This is a genomic window from Salinibacter ruber DSM 13855 (genome assembly GCF_000013045.1).
Taxonomy (GTDB): Bacteria; Bacteroidota; Rhodothermia; order Rhodothermales; family Salinibacteraceae; genus Salinibacter; species Salinibacter ruber.
Map to the genome: position 1 here is coordinate 3,232,466 of NC_007677.1, position 14,440 is coordinate 3,246,905.

Genomic DNA, 14,440 nt, shown 5'->3' on the forward strand with positions numbered 1-14,440 from the left:
GTGCGCCTTGTGAAGAACCTGGGGCCGCGCGGGGCGCGTCGGGCGCGGGCCCTACTGAAAAAGCTCGTCGATTTCTTCCTGGGAGGCCGCCTCGCCCCCCTCGTCGCCCCCACCGGAGCCGCCCCCGCCGTCGTCGAACATGTCATCGATGTCGGACTGGGAGGCCGCCTCCCCTCCGTCCGAGGAGGCGCCGTTCGCGGACGCCCCGTTCGAGGAGGCCCCGTTCGAGGCGGTCGACTGCGACGCGGTGCCCCCCGTGCCCCCTCCGCCCCGGCCCCCCGTCGACGTACCGCCGTCTTTCCCCGCCATCACGTTGTCGGCCATGCGCTGCTGATCGCCCGAGCGGTCGTACTCGGCATTCATGTTGAACGCTGCCGTGCGCGAGGGCTCCCCCGACGGCGCGTCGCTCCGGTCGGCCTGTCCCGTTCCGAGCCGGGCCAGCAGCGCGTCGATCCGGTCGCGGACCGTCTCGATGAGGTGATTCACGCTGGAGAGCTGCTGCTCGGTGACGTCCTGCACCTGCAGAGACATCATAATCTGGTTCATACGGTCCCGGATGGGGGACAGGGAGTCGCGGGTGTCCTGGAGCTGGGCCGCCCACTCGTCCCGCAGGTCCTGCTTCCGGCCCTGAATGCGCGCCACCTCGTCCAGCAGTTCTTCGTGCCCCTCGCCGAGCTCCTCCCGCAGCAGGGCCAGAACCTGATTGTCGGCCTCCGCCTCCTCGGCGAACTGTTCCTCAACCGTCGACAGCTGGTCCTCGATGCTCCGGAGGTCTTTCAGGACCTCGTCGGAGTGGTCGAGGATCTCGCTCGTGGCCACCTCCGTGGCCTCCGACACGCTTTTGAGGTGTTCGGTGGCGCGCTCCATGTGTCCGGAGCGCGTCCGAATGGTGGTGTTCACCTCTTCGAGAAGCACAGTGATGTCCTGGACGAAGTCGAAGAGCTCGTCCAGGAAGGGGGCAAACCGACGGCTGAGCACAAAGATCGCTTGCAGCTCGTCCAGCTTGTCCAGGAATTCTTGGACTTGCGGGCGCGATGACATAACAGAAAAAAAGCAGTTACGTACGGGACAAAGACAGTGGAGCACGAAGACGCCTACGCAGCCGCTTCGAGGCAGCTATCTACCTTCTCCTCGAGCACCTCCGGCTCGAAGGGCTTCACGATGTAGTTATTCACCTCCGCCTTCATGGCGGTCTTCACGTCCTCCTTCATGCCTCGGGTGGTAATCATCAGGATCGGGAGGTCCGAGTACTCGGGGTGATTTCGGATGTTGCTGGTGAGGTCCACCCCGTTCATGTTGGGCATATTCCAGTCGGTGACGACGAAGTCCGGGGCGTTTTCCTCCAACTTTTCCAGCGCGTCCTCGCCGTCCTCGGCCTCCACAATGTCGTTGTAGCCGATCTCCTGGAGGGCATTCCGGATGATGCGGAGCATCGTAGGCGAGTCGTCGACGATCAGGAACTTCATGGGTACAGCAAAGGGGGTCAGTGAAAACAAATGCGTGTGAGTGAACGGCTACCGTCGGGGCGTCCCCGTCATGCTCGCGAGGAGACCGACCCGTTGGTCGGGCGCCGGTAGGCAAGCGCGCCTTCGTGGCGGACGGGCTCCAGCGGGACGTCGAGCCCCCCGAGCGCCTCCGAGCCGCCGACGAACAAGTAGCCGCCCGGACGGAGCGACCGGTACAGCCCTTGGAGCACGTTCTTTTTGGATGTCTCGTTGAAGTAGATGAGCACGTTGGCACACATGATGAGGTCGAAGTTGCGCATCCGCCGCATGTCCTGGGCATCGGTCAGGTTGAGGGGCCGGAACTCCACCATGTCGCGGATCGCGGGATCGACCACGAAGGCCTCGCCCGAACGATCAAAATAGTCGCGCAGGTAGGCCGGCGGCACGTTCCGGACGGACCGTTTTCGGTAGCGGCCCGCGCGGGCCTCCTCCAGCACTTCGGTGTCGATGTCCGTCCCTACGATCTCGTAGTCCATGCGCGGGTGGCGCGGCCCGATCGTCTCCCGGATCAGAATCGCGAGCGAGTAGGCCTCGTCGCCGGCCGAGCAGGCCGCGCTCCAGAGCCGCATGGGGCCCGACCGTTCCTGATGGTGCAGCCGCACCAATTCGGGGAGGATCGTGTCCTCCAGGGCCTCGAACTGCGACGGGTGCCGGAAAAACGCCGTCTCGTTGATTGTCACCGCGTTCACCAGTCGCGCAATCTCCCTGGTGTCTCCCTGCTCCAGACGATCCGCGTACGTCTCGAAGTCAGGCACTTCCTGTGCCAGGAGTCGCGGCTTGACGCGGCTTTCGAGGAGGTACCGCTTTTCGTCGGGAAAGTCGATGCCGGCATGCTCGCGCACGAGGTCGCGGAGGCGGTTAAACGTTTGTCTGGAGAGCGACGCCTCCGCTGCGGTCGGTTTCTTCATATGTGCCTCCTCAGGGAGAAATTGCTGGGGGCGTTCGGGGACCCGTCATGCCGCGACGCCTTGTGCGGCGGCCGCGTCGGCCTCGTCTTCCTCCATGCCCTGCAGGGCCTCGGCCTCCTCGTCGGAGAAGATGCCGTCCAGGTCCAGCAGAATGAGGAGCCGCTCGTCGAGCTTCGCCACGCCCCGCAGAAAGTGCGTGTCGATGTTCGTGGCAAGGTCGGGGGCCGGCTCAATCGTGCTCTCTTCTACGCGGAGGACCTCGCGGACGGAGTCGGTCACGAACCCGACCGTCTGGTCCTGCAGCTCCACCACGAGAATGCGCGTGTCTTCGTCCTGGTCGCGCTCCGGGAAGCCGAGGCGCGTGCGCAGGTCAATGATCGGGAGGATGCGTCCGCGCAGGTTGATGACGCCCTCTACGAAGTCGGGCGCATGGGGCACGCGGGTGATCTCGACGGGGCGGATGATTTCCTGCACCGTCAGGATGTCGACCCCGAATTCCTCCTCCGCCACGATGAAGCTAACGAACTGGCGGACGTCTTCGGTTTGCGAGTCAGGTTCGCGCATGGAAACAGAACAAGTCGACGATGAAAGAAAAGTGCGGCGGTTGAGACGGTCCATTTTCCATTATCGGCGGCCGAGCCGGATTCTTAACCCCTGGGGCCACCCTCCCCCTATTCCAACGCCGAGGCCCTGTCTCCTCCACAGGGCCCCGGCACGGGGGGACCAACGACACGTGGCTACCGACCAAGCAGATTACCGCTTAAGCTGGACGGTCTGGTTGAGGACCTCGTCCGCGGTCGTAATGATCTGGGAGGAGGCCTGGTAGCTCCGCTGCGCCTTGATGAGGTCGGAGAATTCCTTCGCCAAGTCCACGTTGCTCGACTCCAGCGCCCCGGACACCACGGACGTCTGCAGGTCGCGGCCCGCACGCCCGAGCTGGAGATCGCCCGAGGCGCCGGTCGTGGTGAAGAAGTTCTCGCCCTGCTGCTCCAGGCCGTTCGGGTTGTTGACGTCGCCGATGGCCAGCTGATATTCCTCCTCCTGCACCCCGTTGGTGTAGTTGAGCTGCAGCTTCCCCTCCGGCGTGAACTGAACGCCGGACAGCTCCCCCGACGAGTTGCCGTTCTGGCCCTGGAATTTCGACGTGGTCGAGCCACTGAACTGCGTAATGTCGCGCAGGCTGATGCCCAAGCTTTTGCCCCCCTGAACCGCATCATTCGTCCAGTCGAGACTCACCCCGTCGTTGGTCCCGTTGCCGTCTGGGTCGTACGCGTTGGTCATGCCTGAAATCGAGTCTACGGAACCGTCGTCCTTGAATGTGATCGTTCCGTTGGCGTCACCCGGCCCCCCTCCATTAGCGTCTTGAAGGACGCCATCGGGGTCCTCTACGCTGAATGTCCACGTGTCTTCAGAGGTATTTTCGAAATTGATGACCACGTTGTGGGCCTTCCCCTGCTCGTCGTAGACGACACTTGAGATCTCGCTCGTGTCGCCCGCCTCGGCGTCCGCCGAGAGGTTGCCCCCAACCTGGGCCTCCGTGGTGGCTTTCGCCGCGGACTGGGCATTGGGGTCGAACTGAACGTTCTTGAGCTCGCCCGTATTGGCCGTCCCGTCCTCCCCGACCTCCCAGCCCTGCACGTTCAGGCCGTTGGCCGTGACGAGTTCGCCATTTTGGTTAAATGTGAAGTTGCCGGCCCGCGTAAGGCGGCGCTGGTCGCTCGCCGCCCCGCTTTTGGGACTCGCGACGAAGAACCCGTCCCCGTTCAGCGCAAGGTCAGTCTTGATGCCGGTGTCGTTGAGCGAGCCCTGCGAGAAGTTCCGGTCGATCGAGGCGACCGAGACGCCCCGGCCCACCTTCGAGGGGTTGATGTTCGAGCCGCCCGCCGTGCGCCCCACGCCCAGAATCGCCTGGCCGAGCTCCTCGCTGAACGCGGCCCGCTGCCGCTTGAAGGCCGTCGTGCTCGAGTTTGCGATGTTGTTGCTGACCGTGTCGAGGCGCGTCTGGTGACTTCGAAGCCCAGAGACGCCGATGCTCAGAGACTGAAGACTCATAGGTCTCAGGTGTGTTGTTGAAGAGAAATACGTCGAAACGCGCGCGGCCTCGGTCGGTCAGCCGCGCACCGGCGTCCCGTGCCTCGCTCCGTCGTGGAAGCGAGGCGTGGGTCCCGCCGGGAGTGCTCAAAGAGATTCGAGAGGGTAGCGAGGGGAATTAGAGCCGCATGGCGCTGTCGATTTGGGTAAAGACGCGTTGCTTCATCTCGGTCTGGTCGAGGGCCGTGACGACGGTCCGGCTCGGCACGTTGACCACGAAGGCCGCGTCCTCCCGGAGCACGGCCGCGTCTTGGGCCCCTTTGTCGTCGAGTTGGTCCATGGCGTCGGCGAGTTCTTGGCGTTGGGGGGTGTCGAGGGAGATGTTGCGCTGCGCAATCCGCTGCTTGGCGTGCCCGGACAGGTCGATGCCGTCCGTCTGGTCCTGGGCCGCCTCCAGGTGGTCGGCAAACGACGACTCGCCTGTGTCCTCGGGCGGCCCGTCCGGGGCCGCCGGGTCCTGTTTGGGCGTCTGCCGGAGCGCGTCCGGCGGGACGCGTCCGTTTCGCTGGTGGACCGTCATGGGGACACCGAATTGCCCATCGAGAGCGGCGAAGGGGACGGCGGGGGGCTACTGGGCCGCAATGCTCTGCACACGCCCCATCGACACCTGCGCCCCGCCAATCCGGAGGGACGTTCTCCCGTCCTCCAGCGTGACGCGGTCGACGGTGCCCTCCAGTCGCGCGGTCCCCTCGACGGCATCCCCGCTCCCGCCCGTGGCGCTGACCTCCACCGAATACGTGCCGTCGGGCACCTGTGCGCCCCCGTCCGCCGTGCCGTCCCAGGTGACCTCCGTGCTCTGCGATACGTTCTCGAGGGTTTTCGTCCGCACCGCGTTGCCCCCCGCGTCGCGAATCGTGACCGTGGCCTCGGAGGCCGGGCGCTCCAGGTCGACCCCAAAGGTCGCCTCCCCCTCCCCCGTCCACTGCAGGGTGTTGCCCGAGGTCTTCACCGTGCGCCCAATGAGGTCGGTCGCCATGCTGTCGTTGATGCTCTGGGCAAGGGCCCCGTCGCTCTTTCCCTGCTCCTCAATCTGGCCGCTGATGTTGGTGAGCTGCTCGACGGAGCTAAACTGGGCCAGCTGCGCGGCAAAGTCCTTTCCCTTCATCGGGTTTGAGGGGTCCTGATTCTGGAGCTGCGTGGTCAGCAGCTTCAGAAAGTCATTCTTGCCCAGGTTCGCCGAGGTGGCCTGCGAGAGGGCGCCTTTGCCGCCCGATTCCCCGTCCTGCGAACCATCTCCGTTCGGGAGGACGGCCGTGCTCGGCGCCGCGGACGATGCGAGGGACTCAATCATGTCGTATGGGAACGTTGGTGCGTGGAACGCAAACAGTGAAGCACAAATGCTGGGGCGCAAACATCGTGCGGGCCGACGGGCCTACCCAATCCACTCCCGCCGGCCGCGGCCGCGGAGGGAGGCGCCACTGGATTCATCCGCGTCGGTGGACTCGTCTCCGGGAGCCAGGGCGGAGGCCCCCTCGGAGGACGCCCCATCCGAGGCCTGTTGGTCCGACTCGTTCGCGTCGCCCCCGCTGAAGGACAGGTCGACGTCGGTGCCGTACTGGGCCTGCATGGCGTCCTGGAGCTGGCGCGCGTTGGCCGTCACCTGGGCCTGCACCCGGGTGTCGCTGAACCCGACCGACACGGCCGTCTGCTCCTGCCCCTGCCGGGCCTTTACCGTCATCGTGCCCTTGTCCTCGCCCAGCGACATTTCCAGGGCCTTCCACCCCCCCGCAAGTTCTGCCGTCCGCAGGGGGCCATTCTTGGCCGCGTTGAGCCACGCCGAGGGCATTGTGCGGGGCGGGCCCGGCTTGCCCGTAGCGCGCGCGTCCGCCTTGGCCTTCGACGCCGCGCCCGACCCGCCCCCGGACGCGTTCGCCCCCTTCCCGTCCGTCTGCGTGCCGTTGCCCGTCGAGGCGCCGTCCTGCGTCAGGGAGGCGCGGAGCGTGCGGGCGTCGGACTCCCCCGACGTACTCGTGGACGAGGACGCGAGGGCCTGAAACCCGGGCCCGCTCTTCGCCCCTTGCGTCTGTCCCTTTTGCCCCTGCCCGTTCTGTCCGGGGCCCTGCCCCTGCTGGCCGCCGCCCTGCTGCCCCGTTCCGCCCCGCTGTCCCGATCGGCCCCGGCCTCGCCGTCCCGGGCCGTCCGGGCCGTCCGCCCCTCGTCTGTCCCCTCCTGCCCGCGTCCCGACTCTGCGCCTCCCCCCTTCAGGGCGGCCGGGGCAATCTGCTTCCCGCGCGTTCCGTCTTTCTTGGCGCTTCCCCCCGCCCTGGAGCCGGCGTCCTGGGAGCGTCCGGCGTCCCCCCGTGCCTGCCCCTCCGAACGCACCCCGTTTGGGCGAGACGATCGGCCTGCGTTCTGCCCCGGACGGCGCTTCTCGCCGGAGAGAAGCGTGCCCTCCTGGCCCGGGCCCCGGCCTCCCTTTCGGGCCGACGCCCCCGCCCGTTCCCCCTCGGGCATCCGCCTCACGGTCCCCTTCCCCTTGGAGGGCTGTCCGTCTGCTCCTTGGCCAGACCGGCCTTCTCCGGACTCAACGGCGATCGTGCCCGGCGATACCTGGACCTGTTTTGCACGGCCCGATCCGGTCCCGGACGATGAGGCCCCGTTCGCCCCCGCTCCTCGGCCTCCCGAGGCCCCTTGCCTGGCAGTTTGTTGCGCTCCGCCCTCCGTGCCGCCCGCTCCTTTCACCACGGGGACCGTCTTCTGTCCCTGCTGCGCCGACCGTGCCGTTCCGTCCCCCGACGTGAACGCCACTCGGCCCCAGGACACCCGGACCTGCGTCCCGCCCTCGGTCTTTTGCCCCGACGACGAGGCGTTCCCCCCTTCCCCGCCGGCCTGACCGGCCGTTTGCTTGCCGGCCCGCACCGCCCGGACGACGAGCGATCCCACGTTCTCACCTCCTTGTGTATTCTCTCCTCCGGCCGCGTTCTTGCCTCCAGCCGCGTGCAAAATGGGCATCAGTTTCACCGTCTCCGCTGAGGCCGACGGGCCGGTTCCGCTCGCCGTGCCGCCCTCGCTCGCAAGCAGAATCCGCTTCTGTGCCTTGCCCTCCCCGTCCCCGGCCCGAAGAAGCGCCCCGCCAAACAACGCCGCGAGTCCCCTCTCTTCCCCATTGGCCGCCGTTCCCTCAAGGCCGGCCGCCCCCTCGCCCCCCAACACAAGGCGCTGGGCCGCGCGCCCCCCGCCCTCCGCGGCGGTTCCGGACGCACGTTGCACGCCGGACAAGATCGACGGGAAGGCCGTGGCGCCCGTGCCCGCCTTCGCCTTGTTCGTGGCGGGGGACTGCTGGGCGGCCTCTTCGGTCGGTAGCGTGAGACGAATCGCTTGCATGGTAGAGAGGGCCCTCTGCGGGGCCGATTGAGGAAAAAGGTCAGCGGCCGGGCGACGCGCCCCGGCCTTCGTCTCTGTCGGTCTCCTGCGTGGCGGTCGTGTCGGCGGGCGCATCGTCGCCCCCGACGACCTGATTCACAAACTGTGCCGTCCGCTCCGCCGAGATGGCGGTGAGCAGTTGGGTGCGCGTCCGCCCCGAGGTGCGCTGGTACAGCTCCTTGAGGACCGCCATGTTCACGTTCGCCAGCACGGTCGCGAGCTCCCGCCGCCCCATGCCGAGCAGGGCATCCTTCAGCTCATCCACCTTCGCCTCCCGGCTCTCCAGCGACGTGAGCTGTGCCTGCAGGGTATCGGCCTCCGCCTCGGTCGTGCGGAGCTGCTCCTTGAGGGTGCGGAGCGAATCCTGAAGCTGCCCGACGACCGTGAGGGAGTCCCGAAGCCGCGAGACCAGCGAGGACGCCGCACGCATCGAGTCGCGGAGCGCCCCCCCTGTCGAGTCGCGGGACGCCTGCGTTGCGGTCGTGTCCGACGCCATCGCGGTCGTGTCCCCGGGCAGGGACGCCTGTCGCGTCGTGTCGCGCCCGGACGCGTCGAGGCTGTCGGCGGACACCCCCGCCGTCTCCGGCGCGATGGACGGCATCAGCAGGTACGCCCCCAGCAGGGCGACCGCGAAGGCCCCCAGCGCCGCGCCCGCAATGAGAAGTCCGTACTTGATCACGGTCGACTGCATGGCCGTCGTTAGAGTAGCGACAGCGCCTCGTCGGTGCGGTCGTGACGAAGCGTGGCCTGCTCGTCGAAGAAGGCCTCGCTCGCCTTCTTCTGCTCGCGGTCGTGCTGGTCCCGCTCCTGGCTTCGCAGCTCTTCGAGGGCCTCCTCGGCCCGCCGGCGTTCGCGAAGTTCGGCCCGGGCCTGCTCAACCCGCTCCCGGCAGGCCTCCACGGCGTCCCGGGTCTCCTCCACGGTCTGACGCGCCGCCTGGCGAAACGCATCGGCCTGTTGAATGCGGGCCGGGTCTTGCCGGCGCGCCTCGTCCACCCGCCGCCGACACTCCGCCAGGTGGCCTTCGGCCTGCTCGAGCGCGTCCTCCTTCTGCTCGAGCGCACGCTCGGCGTCGGCGAGGGCCTGGCGGGCCTTTTCGGTCTCGTGCTGGCGCAATTCCAGCACTTTCTGCAGCGAGAAGCGGAACTTCTTTCCGGGCATTTTCAGGGACGAATGGAGCGACAGAACGCAGTGTGAAGGCGGCCTCGGCGGCGTGCATCCGCCCGGGGACGGTCGGTCCGTCTCCGGCGGCATGCGAACGGGCCGGTAGCCCGCAGGCGCGAGCTCGGGCGCGAGGCCCTCCGCCTGCGTACCGTACACAACTCAAAGTTCCTGCCAGCTCCTACTCGGGAATGTCGTCCAGGAGCTGGCGGAGCTGGGTGGACGGGGCGGGATCCGGCGGCGGGGCGTCGACAGGCTGCTGCAGAAAGTCGGCCAGCGCCGGGTAGGCCTCCACGGCACGGTCGGTCTCCGGATCGCTCCCCTCCTCGTAGGCCCCCACGCTAATCAGGTCCTCCACCTCCTCGTAGGCGGAGAGCAGTTCGCGGGCCTCCTGCGCGGCGGCCTCGGCCTCCAGGCTCGCCACGCGGGGCATCACGCGGCTTACGCTCTGCAGCACGTCGACGGCGGGGTAGTGGCCCGCCTCCGCCAGCTCGCGGGACAGGACGATGTGGCCGTCCAGAATGCCGCGGGCCGCGTCGCTGATGGGCTCGCTCATGTCGTCCCCCTCCACGAGCACCGTAAAGATGCCCGTGATGGTGCCCGCCTCCGCGGGCCCGGCCCGCTCCAAGAGGCGGGGCAGGAGTGCAAACACGCTGGGCGGGTAGCCGCGTCGCGTCGGCGGCTCGCCCACCGCCAGCCCAATCTCGCGCTGTGCCTGCGCCACCCGTGTGATGGAGTCCATCATGAGAAGCACATCCTGGCCCCGATCGCGGAAATGCTCGGCGATGGCCATCGCCGCGCTGGCCGCCTTCACGCGGCTCATCGCCGCCTCGTCCCCCGTCACGGCCACCAGCACCGAGCGGCGCAGCCCCTCCTCGCCCAGGTTGTCCACGATAAACTCCCGGACCTCGCGCCCTCGCTCCCCGATGAGGGCAATCACGTTCACGTCGGCCTCGGCCCGGCGGGCGATCATGCCCAGCAGCGTGCTTTTTCCCACCCCCGACCCCGCAAAGATCCCGGTTCGCTGGCCCTTTCCCATCTTCAGAAACGCGTCGATGGACCGGATGCCCGTGGAGAGGGGCGTATCGATGAGGGGACGATCCAGGGGCGACGGCGGGTCGCGATGAATCGGCTCCCGGGCGTCCGTCCCGAGCGGCCCCTTGCCGTCGATGGGGCGCCCCCCCGCGTCGATGACGCGCCCCAGGAGGTCGGGCCCGACCGGCACGCTCATGCCCTCGTCGGCGGGCCGAATCAGGCAGCCGGCCTGCAGGCCGTGCGTCTGCTCCATCGGCATGAGGACCGTCGTGCTCTCCTTCACCCCGACCACCTCGGCGCGCACCGTGCGCGTCTCGCCGCCCTCCGCCACGTGGATGCGACACATCTCCCCCACCGCCGCGTCCAGCTCGCTGGCCTCCACGAGCAGGCCCACCACGGACGTGACGCGGCCGTAGCGGCGGGCCGGAACGGTCGTCTCCCGGATGCGGTCGAGCGAGCGGGCAAGGGCGGGCATGGGGCGCAAAGACGACAAACGAGACAGGTCGGGTGGGCACTACGCCGGGGCGGTGTCGGGGGCCGTATCGGGGGCGGCGTCCGAATCCGTCGTGGCGCGCCGGAGCTCGCCCCGGAGCGTCTCCAGCACCTCCGCCCGCAGCCGGCGCACGACGCCGGTCGGGGACGAGACGCTCCAGTCCCCCTCCTCGAAGTCGGGCTCCGGCTCCAGGGTGAGCCCCTCGTAGTTTTCCTGCAGGCGCGTTACGAGCCCCGACTCTCGCACCCGCTGGCAGTCGACCGGGTGCAGCCGAATCGTCACCGGCGGAGTGGCGGCCAGCTCGGTCACGGCCTCGATGACCGCCTCCTCCGAGGCCTGCCGCATCGTCTCCGTGAACGGCGCATCGACGATGGTTTCGGCCAGGTCGAGGGTCAGTTCGATGATCTCCGACTCGGCGTCGTCGATGTACGTCTCCCAGAGCTCCTCGAACCGGGCGATGTCCTCCGACAGCTGCCGGCGCGTGTCGTCGAACTCAGCCCGCAGGGTTGCCTCCGCCTCCGCGTAGCCGTCGTCGTACCCCGCCTCGTAGCCGTCGTCGTGGCCCTCCTCGTACCCCTCGGCCCGGGCCGCCTCTACCTTCTCTTCCAGATGTGCCCGCCACTCCGCGTCGGTCCGGGTCGGCTCCTGTTCGTCCGGGTCGTCGTCCGCCCCGTCGGCCGGCGGGGCGTCTGTCTCTGTGTCGTCCGGTCCCGAGGGCCCCGCCGGGTCGCTCCCCGATGCGTCCTGCGTCGCGATCTCGTCCGGGCGCACCGTTACCGGCTCGGGCGACCGCCCGGCCTCCCCCGCCCGCAGGACGCGTCCCTGGGGCGCCGCGTCCCCCGGCGGCGGGTCCGCGTCGTCGCCCTCCGTCTCCTCCACCTGCTCGGCGGGAATCCGGTCGGCTCCCTCCGCGAGCACGTCCTCGTCGAGCGAGACGGACGTCACCTCCGATGTGTCTGCGTTTTTGATGACACGTCCCATTTCGTGTGTAGGCCGGCAATGCAACAGAACAGCGAAGGGGCCGCTTACTCGATGACCGCCTCTTCGGAGGCGCTAGACAGGGCGATCTCGTCCTTCTCTTCGAGCTCCTGCGCGATCTCCAGGATGCGGTTCTGGGCCTCCTCAACGTCGCTCACCCGGACGCGGCCGAGCAGCTCGATCTCCTCGTCGAGGGCCTCGGCCACCCGGTCGCTCACGTTGCGCATGACCTTGTTCTCCAGCTCCTCGGAGGCACCCTTGAGGCCGAGGGCCAGGTCTTCCTGGTCCACCTCCATGAGCAGCTTCTGAAGGTCCTCCGCCCGAATTTTCGTCAGGTCGTCGAAGACGAACATGAGGTTCTTGATGTCGGAGGCCAGTTCCTCGGAGCGGTCCCGGAGGTTGTCGAGAATGTTTTTCTCGGAGGAGCGGCTCGTCGTGTTCAGGATCTCGGCGGCCTGTTCGATGCCCCCCATCACGCTCGTCTCGGCGCCGATGACGGACCCGAGCTGGTTCCGAATGACCTCCTCGATGTCGTTGATCATCTCGGGGGAGGTGTTGCCGATCGTGGCCAGGCGGTACATGATCTCGCTCTGCAGCTCCTCCTCCAGCCCCGAGATAATCTCTGCGGCCTTGCGGGGGTTGAGGTGGGCAAGAATGAGCGCGGCGGTCTGGGGGTGTTCGCGCCGCAGGAAGCCGGTCAGCTGGTCCGTCTCGACCGTCTGCAGGAGGTGGAACGCCGACACCTCCATCGCCGCCTCCACCCGCATCATGACCTCTTCGGCCCGGCGGTTGCCCAGGGCCTCGTTGAGCACCTCGCGGGCGTATTCCACACCGCCCTTCGTTACGTAGTCCTGAGCGCGCGCCACGTCCCGGTACTCCAGGAGCACCTCCTCCACCAGCTCGCTGGGGGCGTTGCGCATGCGGGCCACCTCCACGGACACCTTTTCTACCTCCTTGTCGTTGAGGTGCTTGAGGACGTCGCTGGCCGTTTCCACGCCGAGGGCGATGAGGAGCGTGGCGGCCTTCTGGGCCCCGGTGAGGTCCTCCGGGTCGTCGGGGAGGGCGGTGCCCGGGGCCCCCTCCGGGCTCGGGCTCATGGCACCGCCCCCCTTTCCGCCCACCCCGGACGGGTCCGTGGGGGTCATTGGCTCGTCGGCAAACGGAGAAGCAGAAGATCCCATGGTTTGTAAGCGGCAAGCAAAAAGCGTGGTGCGACGGGAGGATGGGCGGGCGGGACGCTACATGGTCTGATCCTCCACGAGCCAGGACCGGATCAGATCGGCGGTCTGCTCGGGATTTTCTTCGACCTGGTCCTGAATCTCCTCAAACATCTCACTCCGGGCCTCCAGGCGCGCCTTGGCCTCGTCGGAGAGCTTGTTGGTGTACATGTCGTCTTTGACCAGGCTCTCTTCCTCCTCCTCGGTCTCCTGGAGGGCGGCGGGGCCGTCTCCCTCCTCGACCGCCCCGTCCGCCGTCCGCCCCTCGACCTGACGCGATTCGTCGGCCTGGAGCGGCGTGGGCTGCTCCTCCGGGGTCGCGGTGAGGGCCTGCACGAGCGAGCGGGCCACCCAGACGGCCGCCCCAATCGCCACGAGGATGAGCCCGTACCGCAGGTATAGCCGCATCGGGGTCTCACCGCCGCCGTCCCCGGCAACCGGCCCGGCCGGCCCGGCGTCGGTGTCGAGGCGGGTCTGCTGAATCGTGAACCGGTCCCCCCGCTCCTCGTCGAACCCAACGGCGTTCTTGACGAGCGACTCGATCTTGGCGATCTCCTCCTGGCTGCGCGGCTCGTACGTGGGCTCCCCGTCCGGCCCCGTCGTCCGTTCCTGATCGACGACCACCGACACCGTCAGCCGGCTCACATCCCCCACGCTCTTCTCCGACCGCTTCGTGGTGCGGCTCACCTCAAAGTTGCGGACGACCGAGTTCGAGTTGCCCGCCTCGTCCCCGCCGCCCTCCTCCCGCATCCGCTCCTCGCTAACGACGGTGGCGCTCTCGGGGTCGACGAGGTTCTTCTCCGTCACCGTGCGGTCGAAGTCGAGCTCCGTGGAGACCCGGACGACGGCATTGTCCGGCCCCACCACCTCCCGGAGCATCGACTGCCCCTGCTTCATGAGCTGCTCCTCCACCGACCGCTGCATGTCGATCTGCGTGGAGGTCATCTGCACGTTCTCGTCCGCGGCGTTGGGGTCGGACAGCATGTTTCCGTCCTGGTCGATCACCTTCACCTGGGAGGGGCTCAGCTTCTCCACCGCGCCCGCCACCAGCTGGGTGACCCCCTGCACCTGCGCCTGCGACAACGACCCGCCCGTGAGGCTGAGGACGACCGAGGCGCTCGCCTCCACCTGCTGGGCCTCAAACGGATCGTCCTCCGGCTCTACGAGGTGCACCCGGGCGCCCTCGACCTGCCCGATGCTTGAGACCGTCTGGGCCAGCTCCCCCTCCAGCGCGCGCTTGCTGTTGAGCTTCTGCATAAAGTCCGTCATCCCGAGCGTCCCCTGGTCGAACAGCTCGTACCCGGTCTGCCCGTCGTCGATGGTGCCGTCCGAGCTGAACTGGAGGCGCAGCTCGTGCATGGAGGCGCGCGGGACGTACACCGCCGAGCCCTGGTTGCGGAGCTCGTAGGGCGTCCCCTCCTCCTTCAGCCGGCTGACCACCCGGTTGGCCGCCTCGGGCTCCAGGTCGCCAAAGAGAAGCGCGTAGTCGGGCTGGCTCGACCAGTAGGCCGTGCCGACGAGGAGGGCAATCGTCCCGACCGCCAACAGCCCGAGCCCCACCTGCTGCCCGGTCGAGAGGCGCCCCAGAAATTGCTGAATGCGGGCGAGAAACGTCTCCATTCGTGGCAAAAAACAGCACTAGCACAAAGCGAATCCCCAGCCCCTCGACGTCGGGGCGGAGGCCCCGAC

General features: G+C 68.0%; 15 protein-coding genes. 1 reads left to right on the plus strand and 14 read right to left on the minus strand.

Annotated elements, in window-relative coordinates:
• Positions 1 to 51 precede the first annotated feature (51 nt).
• The 8 genes from SRU_RS13635 to SRU_RS13670 all read right to left on the minus strand — a co-directional run bounded on the left by SRU_RS13635 (position 52) and on the right by SRU_RS13670 (position 6,290).
• Complete coding sequence (locus tag SRU_RS13635) at positions 52 to 1,041, minus strand: hypothetical protein (RefSeq protein ID WP_013062772.1); 990 nt, start codon at positions 1,039 to 1,041, stop codon at positions 52 to 54.
• Between the two features lie 53 nt (positions 1,042 to 1,094).
• Positions 1,095 to 1,466, minus strand: a complete 372-nt coding sequence (locus SRU_RS13640; RefSeq protein ID WP_164923677.1) for a response regulator — start codon at positions 1,464 to 1,466, stop codon at positions 1,095 to 1,097.
• 68 nt (positions 1,467 to 1,534) lie between these two features.
• Positions 1,535 to 2,413 carry a CheR family methyltransferase gene (locus tag SRU_RS13645; RefSeq protein WP_011405317.1) on the minus strand — a complete coding sequence of 293 codons (879 nt, stop codon included), beginning with the start codon at positions 2,411 to 2,413 and terminating at the stop codon, positions 1,535 to 1,537.
• A 45-nt stretch (positions 2,414 to 2,458) separates the two neighbouring features.
• Complete coding sequence (locus SRU_RS13650; protein ID WP_043552707.1) at positions 2,459 to 2,977, minus strand: chemotaxis protein CheW; 519 nt, start codon at positions 2,975 to 2,977, stop codon at positions 2,459 to 2,461.
• A 189-nt stretch (positions 2,978 to 3,166) separates the two neighbouring features.
• Positions 3,167 to 4,465: a flagellar hook protein FlgE gene (locus SRU_RS13655; protein WP_011405319.1), complete on the minus strand. Its 1,299-nt coding sequence runs from the start codon at positions 4,463 to 4,465 to the stop codon at positions 3,167 to 3,169.
• Positions 4,466 to 4,622: 157 nt separating this feature from the next.
• Positions 4,623 to 5,024: a TIGR02530 family flagellar biosynthesis protein gene (locus SRU_RS13660; RefSeq protein WP_011405320.1), complete on the minus strand. Its 402-nt coding sequence runs from the start codon at positions 5,022 to 5,024 to the stop codon at positions 4,623 to 4,625.
• A 48-nt stretch (positions 5,025 to 5,072) separates the two neighbouring features.
• Positions 5,073 to 5,795, minus strand: a complete 723-nt coding sequence (locus tag SRU_RS13665; protein ID WP_231847195.1) for a flagellar hook assembly protein FlgD — start codon at positions 5,793 to 5,795, stop codon at positions 5,073 to 5,075.
• Positions 5,796 to 5,876: 81 nt separating this feature from the next.
• Positions 5,877 to 6,290 carry a hypothetical protein gene (locus SRU_RS13670; protein ID WP_164923678.1) on the minus strand — a complete coding sequence of 138 codons (414 nt, stop codon included), beginning with the start codon at positions 6,288 to 6,290 and terminating at the stop codon, positions 5,877 to 5,879.
• A gap of 43 nt (positions 6,291 to 6,333) precedes the next feature.
• Here SRU_RS13670 and SRU_RS13675 point away from each other — a divergent pair, with 43 nt between their 5' ends.
• Entirely contained in the window at positions 6,334 to 6,498 is a 165-nt protein-coding gene (locus tag SRU_RS13675; RefSeq protein WP_237701760.1) for a hypothetical protein, read from the plus strand.
• A gap of 1,370 nt (positions 6,499 to 7,868) precedes the next feature.
• Here the strand turns inward: SRU_RS13675 and SRU_RS13680 are convergent.
• The 6 genes from SRU_RS13680 to fliF all read right to left on the minus strand — a co-directional run bounded on the left by SRU_RS13680 (position 7,869) and on the right by fliF (position 14,371).
• Complete coding sequence (locus SRU_RS13680) at positions 7,869 to 8,558, minus strand: kinesin K39 (protein WP_013062776.1); 690 nt, start codon at positions 8,556 to 8,558, stop codon at positions 7,869 to 7,871.
• A gap of 8 nt (positions 8,559 to 8,566) precedes the next feature.
• Positions 8,567 to 9,028: a flagellar FliJ family protein gene (locus tag SRU_RS13685; RefSeq protein WP_158442709.1), complete on the minus strand. Its 462-nt coding sequence runs from the start codon at positions 9,026 to 9,028 to the stop codon at positions 8,567 to 8,569.
• A 181-nt stretch (positions 9,029 to 9,209) separates the two neighbouring features.
• Positions 9,210 to 10,538 carry a FliI/YscN family ATPase gene (locus tag SRU_RS13690; RefSeq protein WP_011405326.1) on the minus strand — a complete coding sequence of 443 codons (1,329 nt, stop codon included), beginning with the start codon at positions 10,536 to 10,538 and terminating at the stop codon, positions 9,210 to 9,212.
• A gap of 39 nt (positions 10,539 to 10,577) precedes the next feature.
• Positions 10,578 to 11,537: a FliH/SctL family protein gene (locus SRU_RS13695; protein ID WP_011405327.1), complete on the minus strand. Its 960-nt coding sequence runs from the start codon at positions 11,535 to 11,537 to the stop codon at positions 10,578 to 10,580.
• Between the two features lie 44 nt (positions 11,538 to 11,581).
• Complete coding sequence (gene fliG / locus SRU_RS13700) at positions 11,582 to 12,715, minus strand: flagellar motor switch protein FliG (RefSeq protein ID WP_013062779.1); 1,134 nt, start codon at positions 12,713 to 12,715, stop codon at positions 11,582 to 11,584.
• Between the two features lie 57 nt (positions 12,716 to 12,772).
• Complete coding sequence (gene fliF, locus SRU_RS13705; protein ID WP_011405329.1) at positions 12,773 to 14,371, minus strand: flagellar basal-body MS-ring/collar protein FliF; 1,599 nt, start codon at positions 14,369 to 14,371, stop codon at positions 12,773 to 12,775.
• Positions 14,372 to 14,440 lie beyond the last annotated feature (69 nt).

What these genes read in the sequence shown, in the direction of transcription:
- SRU_RS13635 (WP_013062772.1), bottom strand. Translation starts at nt 1,041, where the DNA reads ATGTCATCGCGCCCGCAAGTCCAAGAATTCCTGGACAAGCTGGACGAG.
- SRU_RS13640 (WP_164923677.1), bottom strand. Translation starts at nt 1,466, where the DNA reads ATGAAGTTCCTGATCGTCGACGACTCGCCTACGATGCTCCGCATCATC.
- SRU_RS13645 (WP_011405317.1), bottom strand. Translation starts at nt 2,413, where the DNA reads ATGAAGAAACCGACCGCAGCGGAGGCGTCGCTCTCCAGACAAACGTTT.
- SRU_RS13650 (WP_043552707.1), bottom strand. Translation starts at nt 2,977, where the DNA reads ATGCGCGAACCTGACTCGCAAACCGAAGACGTCCGCCAGTTCGTTAGC.
- SRU_RS13655 (WP_011405319.1), bottom strand. Translation starts at nt 4,465, where the DNA reads ATGAGTCTTCAGTCTCTGAGCATCGGCGTCTCTGGGCTTCGAAGTCAC.
- SRU_RS13660 (WP_011405320.1), bottom strand. Translation starts at nt 5,024, where the DNA reads ATGACGGTCCACCAGCGAAACGGACGCGTCCCGCCGGACGCGCTCCGG.
- SRU_RS13665 (WP_231847195.1), bottom strand. Translation starts at nt 5,795, where the DNA reads ATGATTGAGTCCCTCGCATCGTCCGCGGCGCCGAGCACGGCCGTCCTC.
- SRU_RS13670 (WP_164923678.1), bottom strand. Translation starts at nt 6,290, where the DNA reads ATGCCCTCGGCGTGGCTCAACGCGGCCAAGAATGGCCCCCTGCGGACG.
- SRU_RS13680 (WP_013062776.1), bottom strand. Translation starts at nt 8,558, where the DNA reads ATGCAGTCGACCGTGATCAAGTACGGACTTCTCATTGCGGGCGCGGCG.
- SRU_RS13685 (WP_158442709.1), bottom strand. Translation starts at nt 9,028, where the DNA reads ATGCCCGGAAAGAAGTTCCGCTTCTCGCTGCAGAAAGTGCTGGAATTG.
- SRU_RS13690 (WP_011405326.1), bottom strand. Translation starts at nt 10,538, where the DNA reads ATGCCCGCCCTTGCCCGCTCGCTCGACCGCATCCGGGAGACGACCGTT.
- SRU_RS13695 (WP_011405327.1), bottom strand. Translation starts at nt 11,537, where the DNA reads ATGGGACGTGTCATCAAAAACGCAGACACATCGGAGGTGACGTCCGTC.
- fliG (WP_013062779.1), bottom strand. Translation starts at nt 12,715, where the DNA reads ATGGGATCTTCTGCTTCTCCGTTTGCCGACGAGCCAATGACCCCCACG.
- fliF (WP_011405329.1), bottom strand. Translation starts at nt 14,371, where the DNA reads ATGGAGACGTTTCTCGCCCGCATTCAGCAATTTCTGGGGCGCCTCTCG.